The 18,593-nt window shown below is 53.0% G+C and carries 17 protein-coding genes and 3 pseudogenes; 11 read left to right on the plus strand and 9 right to left on the minus strand.

What is annotated here, in order from left to right:
* Positions 1-257 precede the first annotated feature (257 nt).
* The 7 genes from ACF2G4_RS22240 to ACF2G4_RS22270 all read right to left on the minus strand — a co-directional run bounded on the left by ACF2G4_RS22240 (position 258) and on the right by ACF2G4_RS22270 (position 6,958).
* A complete protein-coding gene (locus ACF2G4_RS22240) occupies positions 258-608 on the minus strand; it encodes a DUF305 domain-containing protein (protein ID WP_409076310.1) in 351 nt (116 codons plus the stop codon).
* A gap of 127 nt (positions 609-735) precedes the next feature.
* Positions 736-2,142 carry a heavy metal sensor histidine kinase gene (locus ACF2G4_RS22245; protein ID WP_409076311.1) on the minus strand — a complete coding sequence of 469 codons (1,407 nt, stop codon included), beginning with the start codon at positions 2,140-2,142 and terminating at the stop codon, positions 736-738.
* On the minus strand, positions 2,139-2,819 hold the full coding sequence (locus ACF2G4_RS22250) for a heavy metal response regulator transcription factor (RefSeq protein ID WP_409076312.1): 681 nt from the start codon (positions 2,817-2,819) through the stop codon (positions 2,139-2,141). Before ACF2G4_RS22250 ends, ACF2G4_RS22245 begins: the two co-directional genes overlap by 4 nt.
* 26 nt (positions 2,820-2,845) lie before the next feature.
* On the minus strand, positions 2,846-3,778 hold the full coding sequence (gene copD, locus ACF2G4_RS22255; protein ID WP_409076313.1) for a copper homeostasis membrane protein CopD: 933 nt from the start codon (positions 3,776-3,778) through the stop codon (positions 2,846-2,848).
* A 4-nt stretch (positions 3,779-3,782) separates the two neighbouring features.
* Positions 3,783-4,163: a copper homeostasis periplasmic binding protein CopC gene (copC, locus tag ACF2G4_RS22260; protein ID WP_110015871.1), complete on the minus strand. Its 381-nt coding sequence runs from the start codon at positions 4,161-4,163 to the stop codon at positions 3,783-3,785.
* A gap of 31 nt (positions 4,164-4,194) precedes the next feature.
* Positions 4,195-5,103 (minus strand): copper resistance protein B, encoded by a 909-nt coding sequence (locus ACF2G4_RS22265; RefSeq protein ID WP_409076314.1) that lies wholly within the window; start codon positions 5,101-5,103, stop codon positions 4,195-4,197.
* Positions 5,104-5,137: 34 nt separating this feature from the next.
* A complete protein-coding gene (locus ACF2G4_RS22270; protein ID WP_409076315.1) occupies positions 5,138-6,958 on the minus strand; it encodes a copper resistance system multicopper oxidase in 1,821 nt (606 codons plus the stop codon).
* Positions 6,959-7,244: 286 nt separating this feature from the next.
* Between ACF2G4_RS22270 and ACF2G4_RS22275 the strand changes: the two genes are divergently transcribed.
* Positions 7,245-7,475, plus strand: coding sequence for a hypothetical protein (locus ACF2G4_RS22275; protein WP_409076316.1), 231 nt, complete (start codon positions 7,245-7,247; stop codon positions 7,473-7,475).
* Between the two features lie 861 nt (positions 7,476-8,336).
* Here the strand turns inward: ACF2G4_RS22275 and ACF2G4_RS22280 are convergent.
* A pseudogene (locus ACF2G4_RS22280) lies at positions 8,337-8,769 on the minus strand (heavy metal translocating P-type ATPase); the annotation flags it as partial.
* 81 nt (positions 8,770-8,850) lie between these two features.
* Between ACF2G4_RS22280 and ACF2G4_RS22285 the strand changes: the two are divergent.
* The 3 genes from ACF2G4_RS22285 to arsC all read left to right on the plus strand — a co-directional run bounded on the left by ACF2G4_RS22285 (position 8,851) and on the right by arsC (position 11,064).
* A complete protein-coding gene (locus tag ACF2G4_RS22285; RefSeq protein WP_409076317.1) occupies positions 8,851-9,204 on the plus strand; it encodes a metalloregulator ArsR/SmtB family transcription factor in 354 nt (117 codons plus the stop codon).
* A 98-nt stretch (positions 9,205-9,302) separates the two neighbouring features.
* Positions 9,303-10,586: an arsenic transporter gene (locus tag ACF2G4_RS22290; RefSeq protein WP_409076318.1), complete on the plus strand. Its 1,284-nt coding sequence runs from the start codon at positions 9,303-9,305 to the stop codon at positions 10,584-10,586.
* Positions 10,587-10,635: 49 nt separating this feature from the next.
* On the plus strand, positions 10,636-11,064 hold the full coding sequence (arsC, locus tag ACF2G4_RS22295; protein ID WP_409076319.1) for a glutaredoxin-dependent arsenate reductase: 429 nt from the start codon (positions 10,636-10,638) through the stop codon (positions 11,062-11,064).
* A 98-nt stretch (positions 11,065-11,162) separates the two neighbouring features.
* Here arsC and ACF2G4_RS22300 read toward each other — a convergent pair.
* Positions 11,163-11,603, minus strand: a pseudogene (locus ACF2G4_RS22300) (aminotransferase class I/II-fold pyridoxal phosphate-dependent enzyme); the annotation flags it as partial.
* On the opposite strand from ACF2G4_RS22300, the pseudogene ACF2G4_RS22305 reads away from it, so the two are divergent.
* The 7 genes and pseudogenes from ACF2G4_RS22305 to ACF2G4_RS22335 all read left to right on the plus strand — a co-directional run.
* Positions 11,600-11,806 (plus strand): annotated as a pseudogene (locus tag ACF2G4_RS22305) (EamA/RhaT family transporter); the annotation flags it as partial. The pseudogenes ACF2G4_RS22300 and ACF2G4_RS22305 overlap by 4 nt on opposite strands.
* Positions 11,807-11,912: 106 nt before the next feature.
* Positions 11,913-12,614 (plus strand): GNAT family N-acetyltransferase, encoded by a 702-nt coding sequence (locus ACF2G4_RS22310; RefSeq protein WP_409076320.1) that lies wholly within the window; start codon positions 11,913-11,915, stop codon positions 12,612-12,614.
* Between the two features lie 757 nt (positions 12,615-13,371).
* Positions 13,372-14,916, plus strand: a complete 1,545-nt coding sequence (locus ACF2G4_RS22315) for a methyl-accepting chemotaxis protein (protein ID WP_409076321.1) — start codon at positions 13,372-13,374, stop codon at positions 14,914-14,916.
* Positions 14,917-15,076: 160 nt separating this feature from the next.
* Positions 15,077-16,624, plus strand: a complete 1,548-nt coding sequence (locus ACF2G4_RS22320; RefSeq protein WP_409076322.1) for a diguanylate cyclase domain-containing protein — start codon at positions 15,077-15,079, stop codon at positions 16,622-16,624.
* 641 nt (positions 16,625-17,265) lie between these two features.
* Positions 17,266-17,652: a hypothetical protein gene (locus tag ACF2G4_RS22325; protein ID WP_269294776.1), complete on the plus strand. Its 387-nt coding sequence runs from the start codon at positions 17,266-17,268 to the stop codon at positions 17,650-17,652.
* Positions 17,653-17,693: 41 nt separating this feature from the next.
* Positions 17,694-17,903 (plus strand): hypothetical protein, encoded by a 210-nt coding sequence (locus ACF2G4_RS22330; RefSeq protein ID WP_409076323.1) that lies wholly within the window; start codon positions 17,694-17,696, stop codon positions 17,901-17,903.
* Positions 17,904-17,975: 72 nt separating this feature from the next.
* Positions 17,976-18,455: a hypothetical protein gene (locus ACF2G4_RS22335; protein WP_409076324.1), complete on the plus strand. Its 480-nt coding sequence runs from the start codon at positions 17,976-17,978 to the stop codon at positions 18,453-18,455.
* Positions 18,456-18,593 lie beyond the last annotated feature (138 nt).

Consider the following 18,593-nt stretch of genomic DNA (forward strand, 5'->3'; position numbering starts at 1 on the left):
ATAATATCAAAAACAAGATTCACTTTAATTAGGTTAAAATAAAATATGAAGTTAGTTGATTGAGGTACGATTATTTAAACACGGTTATACCTGAATATCAGTTGGTGATAATCAGGCTTTAACGTAGTGGTGTCAGATATATCTGCATGATGACGCTGGAAAATTAAACCGGTTTAGCTGAGCGTATAATGGATGTAAGCTTACTGAAGGGTTCTTTGGGCAGAACCCTTCAGAGCATTTATAAAGCCGGATGACCGTTATTTTTTCAGCCACGCTTCCATGTGCTCTATTTCACTTTTCTGCGCCTTGATGACATCTTCTGCCATCTTCTTCATTTCCGGATCTTTCCCGTATTTCAGCTCCGTTTCAGCCATGGCAATCGCCCCCCTGTGATGCTCGATCATGCCTTTGGCAAACGCCCTGTCAGCGTCCGGCTCCTTCAGGGCATTCATCATGCTACTGTGCATCTTTTGCATACCTGACATGTACTCTTTTGAGGCCGGAGACATGCTCATCTCATGCGTCATTTTTGAGGCCGGTTGCTGAGCCATAACCGCAGCCGGCAGGACAAACAGCAGGGAGGCAAGAATCATATGCGGTTTTTTCATAAGGTAACTCCCTTATAGGTAAAATATTTACTTCAGGTTTTCCCGGGCATCCTTTCATATGTCCGGGAACATAACCTTGATACAGAGCAGTTCAAATCATGAAATTTTAGCCCGGAAAGTTTTGTTATTACGGTCCCTCTGTTACCGGCATGATGGCCGTGAACGTAATGACATTATCATTCACGGCTACCTGCAGATCGCCTTCATGGGCCAGCAAAATGGACCGCGTAATAGAAAGACCGAGTCCCGCGCCATCCGTATTATGCTGCCTGGATGCATCGCCCCGGTAAAAACGGTCAAACAGTCGGCCCAGACTTTCCGGTGCAATATCTTCTGTGTGATTGGAAATATGTACAAAGGCCCTGTCCGAGTTATGCTCTGCTGATACGGATATGGCAGAGCCCGGCAGAGAATATTTTATGGCGTTGGTGATCAGATTACTCAGCGCACGACGCAGCATCAGGCGATCGCCTCTGACGAGAGCATCACCTTTAAGCTTCAGCGTTTTATGACTTTCACCAGCAAGAGGCTCAAAGAAATCAATCAGTTCCTCGAGTTCTTCGTGCAAGGAAACGTTCTGCTTCTCCAGTATCATCAGGCCATTTTCTGACTTCGCCAGAAAAAGCATGTCGCTGCTCATTCTTGCAAGCCGGCTCAGCTCTTCCAGATTAGAGAAAAGTACCTCCCGGTAACTGGCTGCATCACGATCCCGGGACAGGGCAACCTGCGTCTGCATCATCAGGTTACTGACAGGCGTACGCAGCTCATGGGCAATGTCCGATGAAAACTCAGAAAGGCGCCTGAAGGATTTCTCCAGCCTTTCAAGCATGCTGTTGAATTCAGCCACGGTAGCCATCAGCTCGGCCGGCAGATTGCGCGCAGGAAGACGTTTACTGAGGTTGTTGATGGTGACAGCGGAGGCCAGACGGTTTAATTCATTCAGCGGCTTGAGACCCATCCTTGTGACAAACCAGCCCAGTAATACCGAAATGAACATCAGCCCGCCGTTGAACCAGATCAGCCATTTTTTGAGCTGGCTGATAAATTCATCATGAAAGCCGGTATCATAAGCGGCTGTTATCAGGACATCATGTTGTCCGCCTGCTTTCTGCGCACTGATTTTTCTGACAATAACATTATAACGCCAGCCTTCATCCTCTACTGTCTGCATCGTATCCGGATATGCGGCTTCGCTGGCAAAACGTCCGTAAGGAAGCGGAAAACCGGGCGAGGAATAGTCGGCAAGTAACCGGTTATCCGACGTTTTAATCGACAGATACAACCCGCTGTGACCCACCATGGCATCGGCAACCTTGCGTGCAAGCGAAGCACTGTCTGGCTGCCCGGAATCAGCTTCACTTTCCAGTAGTTCGGTTGCCAGCTCAAGCTTTCCTGTCAGCAGTGCGGCATCCTGATGGCGAAAATAGCTGCTCAGGGCAGCAACAAGCAGGACACTGGAAAGAAGCCAGGCAGACATCATTACACTGGCAAATATCACGCTCAGCCGTGTAGTCAGGGACCAGTTACGCTTCACTCTTCACGTATCTCCAGAACATAACCGATACCCCGCACGGTATGAATGAGCTTTGGCGTAAAGTCATCATCTACCTTGCTGCGAAGCCGCCTGACGGCAACATCAATGACATTGGTATCGCTTTCAAAATTAATATTCCAGACCAGGGAGGAAAGCAGGTTTCTTGGCAAAACCTCCCCGGTTCGCTGTAACAACAGCTCAAGCAGCACAAACTCTTTGGTAGACAGGTGAATTTTTTTCCCCGACCGGCTCACGGTCCGGCGGGAGGCGTCCATGATCAGATCTGCAATGCTGTGGTTTCCTGAAGCCTGTGTACGGTTACGCCTGAGCAGCATGCGGATGCGGGCCAGAAGCTCGGCAAAATCGAAAGGTTTTAGCAGGTAATCATCCGCGCCCAGATCGAGCCCTTTAATTTTTTCGCTGACGTTATCTCTGGCCGTCAGAAACAGGACGGGCTCTTCGTGGCGTGCCATGCGCATCTGCTGCAGGATATCCCAGCCGTCCATTGAGGGCAGCATGACGTCCAGGATTATCAGGTCATAATGCTGACGCAGAATATGCTCCAGGCCCTGACGCCCGTCGTTCACCAGGGTCACGTCATAGCCTGCTTCCTGGAGTCCCTGCTTCAGGTAAGTACCGGTCTTCAGTTCATCCTCAACAATCAGCATGGTTGTCATGGTGCGTTTTTTCCTGCAGTTAATTGTTACTCCATACCGGTTCCTGGCGACAGGGTGCCCAGCCAGGCAACAATTGCCAGTATCAGTACCGCTACGGTAAATTCTGTAATAATGCTTTTACGCATCAGTGTAATACCCGCCTTATAGTGGCCCTGAAGCAGGGCATTTTCCAGCTTTGGTGCAAGCCGGAAGCGGTTGGCGGCAGCCAGCAATAACATCAGAAAAAACAGAGCGGTCTTTATTACCAGCAGCAGGCCGTAAACGCTTCCCGGCAAAGTGCTCAGTGGCTTTTCTGTGATAAGCACGAAATTAACCACTGCCGTGATCACGATGCTTATCACAATAACCGTGCCGGCACGGGCAAATCCCGTTAATGCCCCGGACAGCTGCAGTGCATAAGCCGCTTTACTGGCTTTTTTTATACTCAGCAGAACGGTAAAAGCCGTCAGGGCACCTACCCAGGCACCGGCTGCGGAAAGATGAACAATATCGCTCAACAGATGGACGTAATAGCTCACACCGTCATTCATGGCTGCATGCCCCCCCCACGCCAGGGTCGCCAGCGCCGTACCGCCTGCCAGCATCAAAACATAACGTGAAAGTACGGCATTCCTGAGCCGCAGACCGAGCCCGACAAAGGCGATAGTCAGGGCAACGAGCCGGACAACCCAGCTCATGCCAACAGCGGTCTCGCCGACCACCATTTCAATAATGTGCAGAGTCAGCTCACCGGGGTCGCTGACGCCGCTCATAGACTGGGCAACCAGCAGCATGTTTGCCAGTGACAACACAATCCCGGCAGAAATGAGCGTGAAAAAGAACGACCAGACGCTGAACAAAGATACCGGTTTTTTTAAGACGCCTTTCAGGGCATAAAGCTCAAATAAAGGCAGGCCAAAAAGAACCATAAGATCAAGGTAAAGAAGAAACCGGATGACAATAAAAGTCTGATCGCTCATAGCATTACTTCACGCTAAAACTGTAGTTGCCGGTACGGGGATGTGTGTCAGATGACACCGCACGCCATTCCACCTTATAAGTCCCGGCGGGCAGCGGTTTTGCCGGCGTGATAATCATGGTTTTGGGATCGCTGCCGGCTGCAACTTTAGCTGCAACAGGCATTGGCGCGTGCGATGACATGCCCGGCATGGCAGTCATTATCAGACGTGCGCCAGAGAATTTGGTCACCAGATTTTCGGTGAAGTGAAGCTCTACTTTTGACGGAGCCGCAACCTGTGCCTTGTCTGAAGGCACTGATGAAGCCAGTTCAGGATGTGCCTGGACAGCGAAAGCAGTGACAGAAGCCACAACAGCGATGAAATACTTAGCAGATGAATGTTTCATTATAATACCTGTCTTGTTTGAATTAACTGCATCAGAACCACATGCGTGCCCCGAGAAGGAAACGCACTTCGTTATCTTTTTCTCCTTCACGGGCAGCCATATCGGCGGTATTACCGTAAAGCTGGCTCCAGGAAACCCCGACGTATGGAGCAAACTCACGTTTCACCTCGTAGCGAAGGCGCAGTGAGAGTTCCGTACTGGACAGTCCCTTACCGGTTTCACGCGCTTCATCATCTTTCCCGTAAAGATTGGCTTCAAAGGAAGGCTGCAGGATCAGACGGTTGGTCAGCAGCACATCGTAATCCGCCTCCAGCCTCAGCGCAGTTCGCCCCTTCTCGCCGGCAAATGCTGTCAGCTCGGTTTCAAAATTGTAAAGGGCCATTCCCTGCAGGCCGGCGGCAAGCCAGGTCTGGGGCTTTCCGGGCCGGAAATCCTGTCGGGCCCCGGCAACCACGTCCCACCAGGGCGTAATGGCATGTCCCCACAGTGCCTGCACTTCTGCGGATTCAGCTTTACCGTCGCTGGTTTCGCCTTCGCTGCGCATCCAGAGCCGGTCAATGTCACCTCCAATCCAGCCGCTCACATCCCAGCTGAATCCGCCAGGATCGTTGTTTTTCTGCCATTCCAGCTGATCGGCAAGCAGAAAGTAATTCACGCTGCTGTCATGAACTTTATGACCGTGGACATCCGGAAATGCCGCCTTACGGTCAGCCTCGGTAACCGGCGGGATGGGCGTTCTGCTTTCTGCTGACGCAGCGGGTTGCATGGACTCCATACCATCCATCGGCTCCATCCCGCCCTTAGCAGAATGCTCCATCCCTGACATATCATGCTGCTGCATGTTATGCGCTGGCGCGGCATAGACGGGTGTAAACGTCGTTCCGGCAAGTGCAGACCAAACCAGCACTCCTGCCGCAGAACGCGACACATTCTTTTTCATATCACTCCACCCTGAAACTGACATCAGCAGTACCTCATTCAATGACCCGGACTTCACGGAACATGCCCGTTTCCATATGGAAAAGAAGATGGCAGTGATAGGCCCACCGCCCGAGTGCGTCAGCCGTGACGCGATAGCTGCGGCGGGTTCCCGGAGGCATATCAATGGTATGTTTACGTACCTGGAAGTTGCCATCCTCGTCTTCAAGATCACTCCACATTCCGTGAAGATGAATGGGGTGCGTCATCATGGTGTCGTTGACCAGTACGATACGAACGCGTTCACCGTAGCGGAGCGTTACCGGTTCTGAATCTGAGAATTTGATGCCGTTGAAAGACCAGGCAAACTTTTCCATATGGCCCGTAAGGTGCAGTTCGATGGTACGGGAGGGTTCACGGCCGTCCGGATCCTCAAACGTACTTTTCAGGTCGGCATAAGTCAGCACTTTTCTGCCGTTATTACGCAGGCCGATGCCCGGGTCATTTAATTTTGCTGCCGGCATCATTGCCTGCATATCGACCAGAGGGTTATTCGTTTCGGAAGCCGGATGTTTTTGCATGTCACTCATGCCAGCCATGCTTGCGTGATCCATACCGCTCATGGCGCTGTGATCCATTCCCGCCATGCTGTCTGCTGGAGGGGCTGGTATATCTGAACCATCCATACTCAGCATATCGCCGCCGTTCATGCCCTGCATCTGACTGTGATCCATCCCGCCCATGCTGCCATGATCCATCCCGCCCATACCCATATCATCCATGGTCAGCCAGGGACGCGGATCGGGTTTCGGAACCGTTGCTGACAGCCCCTCCCGGACGGCAAGCGTGCCACGTGCATAGCCGCTGCGGTCCATAGACTGAGCAAAAATAGTGTAAGCATCATCAGCCGGCTCTACGATCACATCGAAAGTTTCGGCAACGGCGATACGGAACTCATCAACGGACACGGGGGTGACATACTGTCCGTCTGCAGCCACGACCGTCATTTTCAGGCCGGGAATACGAACGTCAAAATAAGACATGGCCGAGCCGTTAATGAAGCGCAGGCGTACTTTCTCACCTTTACGGAACAGACCGGTCCAGTTTTTACCGGGTCCCTGTCCGTTCATCAGGTAGGTGTATGTGAAACCACTGACGTCGGCCAGATCTGTCGGGTTCATCTTCATTTCAGCCCACATTTTCCGGTCAGCCAGCGTATTCGCGAGGCCTTTCTCCCGCGCATCACGGAAAAAGTCAGGAGCGGTGGGTTTAGCGAAGTTGTAATAATCTGACTGCTTTTTCAGTTTTGCGAGAATGTCTGAGGCTTTTTCATCAGACCAGTCGGTCAGCAGCACAACCTGCTCGCTGTCCCACTGAAACGGCTCAGGTTCAGCGGCATCGATAATAATCGGACCGTATACTCCTTCCTGCTCCTGCAGACCGGAATGGCTGTGGTACCAGTAAGTTCCGTTCTGCTTTATTTTAAAGGAGTAAACATACGTGTCGTCCGGTTCGATACCGTGAAAACTGAGACCCGGTACGCCATCCATATTTGCCGGCAGGATAATGCCATGCCAGTGAACAGAGGTCGGCTCTGACAGGCGGTTTTTTACCCTTAACGTGACAGTGTCGCCTTCTTTCCAGCGCAGCAGCGGTCCCGGAAGACCCGCATTTATGGTTTTTGCATAACGGGTCGTACCGGTGATATTCAGTGGCGTTTCGCCGATAAACAGATCAAAGTCGGTCCCGGTCAGCGTGCGGGACTGCATCAGGCTTACCGCCGAGAGCGCATCAAACGTTCTCAGCCCCAGGCCGCCCACGAGACCGGCGGCGGTTATCCCTTTAATAAAATTACGTCGTGAACTTTTAAGTTCCATGACTGAGCTCCGGCAAAATTCACAGTATCCCGGGAGAAAAAATATCTCCGCTCCGCAAGCACAAGCCGTGCTTACCGTTCAGGAAGTTTATTTTTTGTTACCGGAAAGCTATCACAGCTGAAAGACGGGCATGATTACAATTGTGTAATGTTGGAACTTACTGTTTTTACATTACATTTCTGTCATTTTCGATCGGAAGCATTTTTCTCCTGTACGATAAAAATGACTGAAGCCGGAGAGCATCCGGCCCGCCATTATTTAACTTTTACTCGTAAGGACAGCCGACATGAAAAAACGAATGTTTGTTTCTCTTCTGGCCCTGTTTTCTGCCTCATCAGTATGGGCACAGCCGCATCCTGTTTCAGAGCCGGACGGTCAGGTAACTAACAACGCTGTTGCCATGATGAATGAACATGAGCGTGTCATCCTGGCGCACCAGAGTATGGATAATGCAAATTCTGCAGCACATCAGAGCATCATTGATATGCCCCGAAGGATGATGCAGCAGGAAAAATAACGGGTCGCACCGGACAGAAGATTCTCCCGGTATCATCTGTCCGTTTCTGTCACTGCTCCGGGATGCGGTTGTGTTTTACCCTCCTCGTTAATGCTTTTTCCGGTAAATCTTCTTTCAAGGCTTACGTGAGCCGGCCCGTCTTGCTGCGACGGGCTCTTTTTTACCGCCTTCCCGCTTTCCGCATCGTTAAACTGCCGCCCATGCATGCTGAATACAGCGGTATTTTGCGGCAATGAAGATTCTGTACCAGGCTTATTACGTATTCGCAAATAAGCTAAGTTAAGAGAGGAAAAGATGTCAGAACAATATCGCAACTGCATTGAAGCCTGCTATATCTGTGCCGCCACCTGTGATTACTGTGCCACGTCATGCCTTAAAGAACCTCAGCTGGAGATGATGCGTGAATGCATAAAGCTGGACATGCAGTGCGCAAGCATCTGCCGGATAGCGGCAAATTTAATGTCGCTTGAAAGCGAATTTGCTCCCGAACTCTGCAGAGTTTGTGCAGAAATTTGCCAGAAATGTGGTGATGAGTGCGCCCGACATGAACATGAACACTGTAAAAAATGCGCAGAAGCATGCCATCATTGTGCTCAGGAGTGCAGAAATATGGCAGCATAACTTTTCTGTCATCTGCGGTACGAAGCAAGGGACAGCTACTTCATGCGCCGGAAAGCAGTAAATTGGCGTCGCCAGCCCTGCCTGGCCCTTCGCGGGAAAAACGCAGTTGTAGCAGATAATGCGCAACAAAAGCCCGGCCTGCCTGAACGTGCCCTGTAAGCTGTTCTGGTGGCGAGGGTTCTGGTGCGCGCGAAAAGCGGACATTGTCTGCAGTACTCACCTGACGGGCAGCAGATCCGGCTACTTACGCAACAGGCGCAGGCCGTTTGCCACTATAAGCAGACTTGCACCCACATCCACGAACACCGCCATCCACATGGTCCCCATTCCGGCAATGGTCAGGGCCAGAAATGCTGCCTTGATGCCAACTGCCATAATGATGTTCCTGACCAGCACGCCGTATGTCTCCTGGAGAGCCGGACAAAGGCCGGAATTTTACGTAAGTCATCCTCCGTCAGAGCCCCGTCGGCAGTTTCGATGGCGGTATCCGTGCCCATCGCGCCCACGGCAAAGCCGATATCGGCGCGGACCAGCGCCGTATGTACCTTGTCCGCGAACAGCATGAGCGTTCTGACGAGCTGAAGCTCGCCTCGCGACTGCTTTCTGTTACCGTATCTGCCACCGCGAACAGCCCGGGCACATGATGACTGTCACAGACCATGATAACCGCCTTAACATATATGATTAATCAAATATAAAATTGACATGCGCAGTCCTGGAAACGACACTGAACTCTGTAATTCAGGAGAATGTCATGCCACCATTTATGCCCCTGCAGCTTTTCAAAAACCTGTCTGACGAAACCCGGCTCAGCCTGGTGCTGTTACTCCGCGAAAAAGGTGAGCTCTGCGTCTGCGAGCTTTCGTCCACGCTGAATGAATCACAACCCAAAATTTCTCGTCACCTTGCTCTGCTCAGGGAAAGCGGACTGCTTATCGACAGGCGAGACGGCAAATGGATCCATTACCGTTTGTCTCCGCACATGCCAGCCTGGGCAGCAGCAGTGATTGAACAGGCTTACCTGTGCCAGCGGGATGACATCCTTAAGCTCAGCAAGCAGGCTGAACGCGATAACGCAACCACCAACGGCAAGCCTGTCTGTATTTAAAAAAATTTGCTCTCATATATGCGATTTTTTGAATGTGTTTTGTGCGGGATAATCATCAGCCCGGATTAACGGGCAATTTTATTTAAAAAGGAGAAGGTATGTTTCTGGCGGGTGCGATTTTCGTCCTGACGCTGATACTGGTTATCTGGCAGCCGAAGGGCCTCAGTATTGGCTGGAGTGCTGTCATCGGTGCGGCTCTGGCGCTCCTGACCGGCGTAGTACACCCTGGGGATATTCCGGTGGTCTGGCAGATTGTCTGGAACGCTACGGCTACCTTTATTGCCGTCATCATCATCAGCCTGCTGCTCGACGAGTCCGGCTTTTTTGCGTGGGCGGCGCTGCACGTTTCCCGCTGGGGAGGCGGAAAAGGCCGGCTGCTGTTCACCTGTATCATTCTGCTGGGTGCGGCGGTAGCCGCCCTGTTCGCTAATGACGGGGCGGCGCTTATTCTGACGCCGATCGTCATCGCCATGCTGCTGGCGCTGGGCTTCAGCCCCGGCGCCACGCTGGCGTTTGTGATGGCAGCAGGTTTCATCGCCGACACCTCCAGCCTGCCGCTCATCGTGTCGAACCTGGTGAACATTGTCACGGCGGACTTCTTTAAGCTGGGTTTCAGCGAGTATGCCTCGGTGATGGTGCCGGTAAATATCGCCTCCGTGGCCGCCACGCTGGTGATGCTGCACCTGTTTTTCCGCAGGGACATCCCGGCCACCTACGACCTGACGAAACTGAAGGCGCCGCGTGAGGCCATTCGCGATGCGCGCACTTTTAGAACCGGCTGGATTGTTCTCATCCTGCTACTGGTCGGCTTCTTTGCTCTCGAACCACTCGGCGTGCCGGTAAGCCTGGTGGCAGCGGTGGCGGCGTGTATTCTCTGGCTGGTTGCCCGCAAAGGACACGTGATTGATACCGGCAAGGTGCTGAAAGGCGCGCCCTGGCAGATTGTTATCTTCTCGCTGGGCATGTATCTGGTGGTGTACGGTCTTCGTAACGCCGGCCTGACTGATTACCTTTCTGCCGCCCTGAACCGGTTTGCAGAGCACGGCGTCTGGGGCGCAACGCTCGGCACCGGTTTCCTGACGGCGGCGCTCTCTTCTGTCATGAACAACATGCCTACCGTGCTCGTTGGTGCGCTTTCGATTGACGGCAGCACCGCACAGGGCGTGGTGAAGGAAGCGATGATTTACGCCAACATCATCGGCTGCGACCTCGGCCCGAAAATCACCCCCATCGGCAGCCTCGCTACCCTGCTGTGGCTGCACGTACTGGCGCAAAAAAATATTACTGTCAGCTGGAGCTACTACTTCCGCGTGGGCATCGTGATGACCCTGCCGGTACTTTTTGTGACGCTGGCCGCGCTGGCCCTGCGCCTGTCTGTTTAACCTTAACCCCGGTGTTGCGACTGTGCAGCGCCTTTACGGAGTACCGCTTATGACTGACATCACCATTTATCACAACCCGGCGTGCGGGACGTCCCGCAACACCCTGGCGCTTATCCGCAACAGCGGCACCGAACCCAAGGTTATTCTGTATCTGGACACACCGCCGTCACGCGACGAGCTGAAGAAGCTGATTGCGGACATGGGCATCAGCGTGCGCGCTCTGCTGCGCAAGAATACCGAACCGTACGAGCAGCTCGGCCTGGCAGAAGACCGGTTCAGCGATGACGAGCTTCTGGACGCCATGCTGGCTCATCCTGTCCTCATCAACCGTCCGGTGGTGGTGACGCCGCTCGGCACGAAGCTCTGCCGTCCGTCCGAAGCGGTTCTGGACATTCTGCCAGATCCGCAGCAGGGAGCGTTTACCAAAGAGGACGGCGAAGTAGTCACTGATGAGCACGGTCACCGCGTCAGCCACTGACCTTTCATCATGCTGCAGGTTAAACGTGTGTGAAAAATAAAAGCCGGCATCTGTCGGCTTTTTTATATGCTGCGCTGGTTGACCCGCTCTGAGAGCTGCGCGGCACTCTCTTTTCTTTCACTGTAGGTCAGCGCGTCAACAGCCACCACATCGCCGGGTTTCAGCAGCCCCATCACGGCAACGCTAAGTCCGTGCTGCGCGCCATTGGCGATCAAGACATCATCGGCTGACGGACTCAGGCCGGTGGCATGAAGCCATAACGCGATGGTCTCCCTGTCGCTTTGCCTGCCGGCATGAGGCTGGTAGCGCATCAGGGAAGCCAGATCGCCTGATGTGGTCAGCTGTCGCATTGCTTCGCGTAACCGTTCCGCCTGGTCCGGCAGGGAAGGATAGTTGAAGTTCAGGTCGATCACGTCTGACGCCACCGCGAGCTGATCCAACCCCAGCCCCGCAGGCAGCGAAATCTCCCTGACGAAAGTCCCTCTTCCGGTTTCTCCGCTCACGAGCCCTATGGCTTCCAGCTCAGCGTAAACGCGGGTATGCCGAAGGCGCAAAGCTGTCGCGTGAGCTGGGGGGATGGCAGGTTATCTGCTGGGCGCTGATCATTTCGCTGCCGCTGATGCTGGTTGCTACCTGGGAGACAATGCCGGTGGGCATTGGTGAGATAAGCCTGCCGGCATGGCTTGCGCTGGGATACGTATCAATGTTCAGTATGCTGATCGGTTTTATTTTCTGGTACCAGAATACACGGGCACGGCAGGCAACATTCAGTGATGATGAAGAGGACACAACATCATGTCGGGTTTACAATGATGAACTGGCAGGTAACAGTTGTGTGAGGACATAGCATGGTTTTTCAAAACGAGTACGGTCAGAGCCTCGGCAAACCGGCAGAGGGTTGGGTAACACGCTCCCTGCCCGAGAAAGTCACCTTAAAAGGAAATTACTGTATCGTTTGTCCGTTATCAGTAGATCACGCAGAGGACCTGTATCATGACTGGCTGAGCATTGATGATGAGCGAGACTGGACTTACCTTTCGGACTCAAAACCCGGTTCGAAAGAGCTCTGCTATCAGTATCTTGGTCATCTCTGCTCCGATAAAAACAGGTTATACTTTTCCGTAAAAGACGCCAGTGATGGCAGTGTAAAGGGTTTGTTTTGTGTTAATGAAGTTGAACCGGATAACGGTATTTTTGCTCTGTCCGAAATCAACTGGAGTCCGGTAATGAAAAGAACCCGACTCAGCACAGAGTCCCTGTTTCTTGTCATCAGTTACTTCATGGACACGCTGCAGTACAGGCGATGCGAGTGGCGCACAAACTGCCTTAACGCGCCCGCCATCAGTGCCGCAGAGCGGATTGGTTTCAGAAAAGAAGGCATTCTGCGGGACCGGAAAATTACAAAAGGTTACTCTGAGGATGTGGCAGTTTTTTCAATCACAGCCAGTGACTGGCCTGAAGTTTCAGCCGTGCTAAAAGCCTGGCTGAGGAAAGAAAACTTTGACGAGCGAGGCAGGCAGATACAAAAAATAGCTGACTTCCGTTCTTAACGGAGGCCCATGTCGTACTGCCGTCTGGCATCCTCAGCCAGAGGTTTTTGCACAGCGGGCTGCTGGATTTGACTGAAGCGAATTATTTCGCTTCAGTCATGGCCGGTTCTTTTCTGATGGCATTCGCCTGTAGCGTAATTAAAACAAAAAGCTGAATAATGCAGGCTTCGGGCAGAAGGCAGATAAAGAAAGTCATTTACCGGCCCCCGCCCGGGTTTTTCTGATGTGGGACAGATAAATTACCCTGGTGAGGCATTTTAGTTATCGGCAACCGCTGCTTTTTCTTTAATCACTCACTGTTATCCTCAACAGCTCCCCCTGCCAGAACTCCCGTACCGGTACAGGAGAATACAGAAAGCGGCTACCGCATCACTGACGCTGACCCAGCTTCGCGGCTGGAGAAAAAAGTAAGGATGCTGGTCAGCGCAGTTCCCTGATTCGGGCGGCAGACACTGCGGGTAACGAAGCGAGTCAAACTGTCATCCTGTTTCTCCATACCAGCCGTGGCGGCAGCGTAAAAGCGGGCTGCACAGTACGCCTGTTTTTTACCCCAGTCAGGTTTCCGGTACCACCGACACACCTCCTTAACACGGCAGTGACGCGGTGCGGCTGTCGCATAACGTGATAACCCTGACAGGGGAACAGCCTGTCCGCCAGCGGCGGAAAATGTTCGTGTCAGACATGAGCAAGAAAGCCTGAAATTTTCCAGACGGGTGCCGATATTAATGTTACTGATTAATTACGGTGATAAATTTCCATGAAAGTTTCAACACGCCTTGCCACAGGTTACGGACTGCTGATCCTACTGTTAGTAGTCTGTACGGGGGTGGCAATATACAGCCTGAACAGCGCCCGACACAGCATGAACGATGTCGTTAACATTAAAATGAAAAAGTACCAGCTCATCCTTGATATGCGCGGCAGCGTACGGGACATGGCCATTGCGGTACGTAACCTTGCACTCCTGACGGACCCGGAAGAAATGCAGCCTGAATGGGAGCGCCTGCAGACACAGAAGCAACAGTTCATCAAGAACCGGGAGGAGCTGAAGCGCCTGATGCTGGCTGAACCCGTTCCTGCGGGACAGGCGGCCTTCCAGAAAATTACCGCAAGTGAAGGGCCGGCCTTTTCCACTTTCGAAAAGGCCGGACAGCTCGGACTTCAGAATCTGCAACAGGAGACCACTACCTATCTGCTGACGGTCACCCGACCGGCGCAGCGGGCCCTTCTCGATGCGCTAAATGCGCTGACTGACCTTGAGAAGCAGAACGCCCGTGGTGCGGTGGAAGAAAGCAGCAGTAACACCGGCCGGGCAGTTATTTTTCTGGTGATACTGGTCACTGTATCGGTGCTCCTGGCTGCGGTGACCGGCACCCTGACGGTGCGGGTGCTGATGCGACAGCTGGGTGGCGAGCCGGCACTGGCGCAGACTATGGCAGCTGCCATAGCCGGCGGCGACCTGACCTCACAGATGACGCTGCGTCCGGGAGATAATAACAGCCTGCTGGCCTCTCTTTCAGGAATGCAGGATCGCCTCCGGGGAATGATGACGCAGATAAAGGATGCGTCGGCATCGGTTGCGCTTGCTTCCGATGAAATAGCCCGGGGTAATACCGAGCTCTCGGCCCGTACAGAGCAACAGGCTGCAGCCCTTCAGGAAACTGCCGCCAGCATGGAGCAGATAACCGCCACGGTAAAAAGCAACACGGCTGGCGCCACGCACACGGCAGGTTCGGCACGCAGTACGGCTACGCTTGCCAGTCAGGGTGAAGACAGTGTGCGGACCATGACGAAGACCATGGCGGAAATATCAGCAAGCGCATCGAAGGTCAGAGAAATCACCGGCACCATTGAAAGCATTGCCTTTCAGACCAACATTCTGGCGCTTAACGCCGCGGTTGAAGCCGCGCGTGCCGGCGAACAGGGACGCGGGTTCGCCGTGGTGGCGGGTGAAGTACGAACGCTGGCGCAGCGTAGCGCCGCAGCGGCAAAGGATATCAAAGGGCTGATTGAAGAGGCCGTGGTGCTGGTCAAAGATGGCGTGACCGTTGCAGATAATACCGCAGCCAGCATTATGGGTGTGGTTGGTATGGCCGGTGAACTGGCCGATGAGATGGATAAAATAGCCCTGGCTTCAAATGAGCAGATGCACGGCATCGCACAGATCACCGTGGCCGTGAGTCAGATGGACGGCGTCACGCAGAGCAACGCTGCGCTCGTTGAGGAGTCGACTACTGCATCGCAGTCACTTGCAGAGCAGGTCCATGCGCTGAGGGGCATGGTGGATACGTTCCGCGTGTGAACTGATGAAAAACCGGTGCGCCTGCCTGTCAGCAGAAACTGATTAACCAGGCTGAACGTTTACAGGGATGCCATTAACTGCATCCCTTACACTGCCTCACCCTCCCCGTTTAATCTATTATGTAAGCTTAACAGTTAGCTGACTTCAGGAATATCAGGATATGGACAAAAAATCGGGCGGACCATCCTCGCTTATGCATACTCCGCTGGGCAGAAGCATGGCTGTTTTTCTGCTGCTGACGGGGATGGCCGTCACAGCCGTCAGCGTGTGGTCAGTATGGAAATCCTGGCAACTCATGCTTACCGACAGAGAAAATGATGCCCGGAATCTTTCCGTTTCCCTGGCCAGGCAGGCAGAAGATGCCTTTCTGCAGGTTGACATCACACTGACCGACGCTGTGAGGCAGCTCAGGCTGAACGGGGCGGATTATGCCGCAACGCCCGCCTTTGCCAGACAGATAAAGGAACAGCACGGAAAGCTTCCTCAGCTTCACGGACTGTTCATCTACGACAGCCGGGGCAACTGGATTGCCACGTCGGGCAACTATATCCCGGCGAAGGCCAGCAATGCGGATCGCAAATACTTTATCTGGCACCGCACCCATACCGGCACTGGCGTACACATCAGTCAGGTCATCCGGAGCCGCTCGACGGGTGACCTGGTCATTCCGGTATCAATGCGGCTGAATGATCAGGCCGGAAACTTTGCCGGCGTCGCGCTGGCCACCGTAAAGGTGGACTACTTCCGGCAGTTTTACGGTCATTACAGCCTGGGTGAAAAGGACGTGCTGGGCCTGATCCTTGCCGATACCTCTGTCATGTACGTCCGCCCGCTTCCGGATTCGTTTATTAACCGGAGTTTGTCGGCCAGCCCCCTTTTCAGAACGGCGCTGCGTCAATCCGACAGCGGCAGCGCAACGTGGCGCTCCGCGCTGGACGGTATTGAGCGTATATACGGCTATGCACGCCTGGACCAGTATCCGCTCATAGTGACCGCTGGTTATGACCGCGAAAGAGTCAAAGCCGAGTGGCTTGAAGCAAATCTCACCGTCGCCGTCCTTAACCTTATCCAGCTGGTCGTGATAATGGTGATGGGGATGTTTATGCTGCGGCAGGTAGGTGCCAGCGTCAGAAATCAGCTGGAGCTGACGCAGGTCAGGGATGAGCTGACCACTATCAACCATACGCTGCAGTCACTGGCGCTACTGGACGGGCTGACAGGACTGGCCAACCGCAGGCAGTTTGACGCTCTGCTGGAGCAGGGCCTGCAGCGCTCGCATAAGACCGGGGAGCCCCTGTCACTGATTATGATAGACATCGACTTCTTCAAACGCTACAACGATACCTACGGACACGTGGCGGGTGATATATGTCTCAAAAAGGTAGGCGGGCTGCTCAAGGGAACCACACACCGTAGTGCAGACCTTGTGGCCCGCTATGGCGGCGAAGAGTTTGCCATCATCCTGCCCTTTACCAGCGAGCCGGATGCCAGAAAAGTGGCAGAGCGGGCAGTCAGAACGATAGCAGAGAGCGGCATTGTGCATGAAGCGACGGAGCTTACCCCGGAAGTGGTAACAATCAGTGCTGGATACTGCACCCTGATTTCTACCGGACAGGCAGGAGAGGCGCAGCGGCTCAGGGAAAGGGCGGACAAGGCGCTTTATGAAGCCAAGCGCAGCGGGCGAAACCGCGCTCACGGAGAAACCTGACAGGACAAACGCACAGCTGGCTTTGTATCGCGTCCTTTCGCAGCCATGATCAAAGGCGGCAGTAAACACCTCTACTGCCGCATCACACATCACGCACGGCAGTCCTTCCCCAGACTTTTGACGCCTGAAGCGTAACTAACGCCGCTTCAGCGTTCCGGCGCATGCATTGCTGAAAGCTGGCAGCAAATAAAAAAATTTATCAGAGAAGTTAAGCAATATTATATTAAATATAAGTATTTCTAATCATTTACCTTCCCTGAGCAATTGTTATGTCGCTCTCAGTCACTCTTCAGATAAAAAAGACAGTTGATTCCACCCGTTTATCAGCGGCTTTTTTTAGAAAAGCAGAAATTTTCAGCAACAGCTGAATTAATAATAAACAGTAATTTAATTAATCATAAATGCTGTTTTTGTTTATCGTGGTTATAAAAACCCTGAAAGAAACATAAGAAAATAATGAGTAATATGCTTCACGGGATTTTTACATAAAGATACATTCAGCCGGGGATGACCGTAAAAGACAGCAAGCGCACCATAAATATGTTCGCCAGGTAACCTGTACTGCCAGCTTAAGGTTAAACAAAGTCCTGGCCGCCGTTCTCTGTTTATCCGGGCGGGTTAATGTCACTTCGGGAGGAGCTATGTTTGATGTCCGATCGTATGCGGTTTTACTGAACGAATTTTTTGAGACCGGCATGAGTTGTGAGCAGCTGACGGCCTGCATCAGGGATAAGCTGGCAGCCGAAAACGAATCCGTCACGCCGGTTGACCATTCTTCCTCACGCCTTCATCTGATCCTGAATAACAATAAAGTCATGTTTGTATTCACTGCACTGACGGGCGGAGAGGTCAGACTGCACAGGCAGTTCCGGGAAAAAATAAAAGAGGTGGGTAAAACTGAATTTTTACCGGCAATAATGGATGGAAAAAAATGCTTTGGCCTTTTTGTCGACGGCAAGATGGTTTGTGCCGTGACGCCGGCTTCGCCCGGTGAGAAGGACAACAGCGAAAATGTAACCATACATTAGCCCTGAAACGGACGTAATGAACTGACTGGCGGGAAGAATCAATGAGTCTGTTTTATTACGCAGAAAAAAGAATGTCTGTCAGCGGGACCCGGCTGGTACACAACGCGGGGTGCCCTAATTTACCTGAAGCCCGGGAGCGCATTTTTCTGGGCTCGTTTCTGCATATGGGGTTTGTCGTTCAGGCGGCAAACATCTGGTACTTCCGGGCGGGTCCCTGCCTGCTCTGTCTCGCCCGGCATCGTCGTGAATAATACCGTTTCAGTCAGGACAATCAGACAACTTCCTGTCACCTCTGCCGTCAGGCCGGCAGCCGGAGAAATTAAATGAGAATGTACCAGAAGCTGAGGGCCAGGGTGAGCCTGTGTCGCTGGCAAAGTTTATTTTTCATCCTGGGCTGGCTGCTGTTGTCAGATGCCGCCTTCGGGAGCGGAATGGAAATGAGAGAGAGCAGTGCCGTGAATCTTTTTGCCCGCTCAACGGACGGAGAAAGCATACTGCGCTTCAGCTGCCTTGATGGTGAATCACTTTTTATTTCACTTATTGTTCCTGATGGCTCCGTGCGGGCTCCAGCCATTACAGCCACCGTTCCTGAAGCAAAAGCAACTTTCAGGTGGCTGGCATGGTATCCCGGGCACAGCAATATTATTTATGCGGTCCGTCCGAAAGAGCTGGTTCGCACGCTGCTCAGGGGGCACGACAGGCGGATAATATTCAGTAACCCTGCCCCGGGCACTGCCGGGCCTGTATTTGGTCCGTTCGGCAACGGGGGGCCGGCAGCATTGTTGCCTGCCGGTTGCCAGTGAGAAAATGAGGAAAATTTTACGAGGATAACTTGTCGGCGGCCGCCGTCCGGGCTCATAAAAAACCGTAAACAGAAGCAATCTTTCCGCCAGCCTGCCGATATACATCCTGTGGCGCGGTAACAGCCATAAAAAGATATC

Origin of the sequence: Pantoea phytostimulans (assembly GCF_046118715.1) — a bacterium.
Taxonomy (GTDB): domain Bacteria; phylum Pseudomonadota; class Gammaproteobacteria; order Enterobacterales; family Enterobacteriaceae; genus Pantoea; species Pantoea phytostimulans.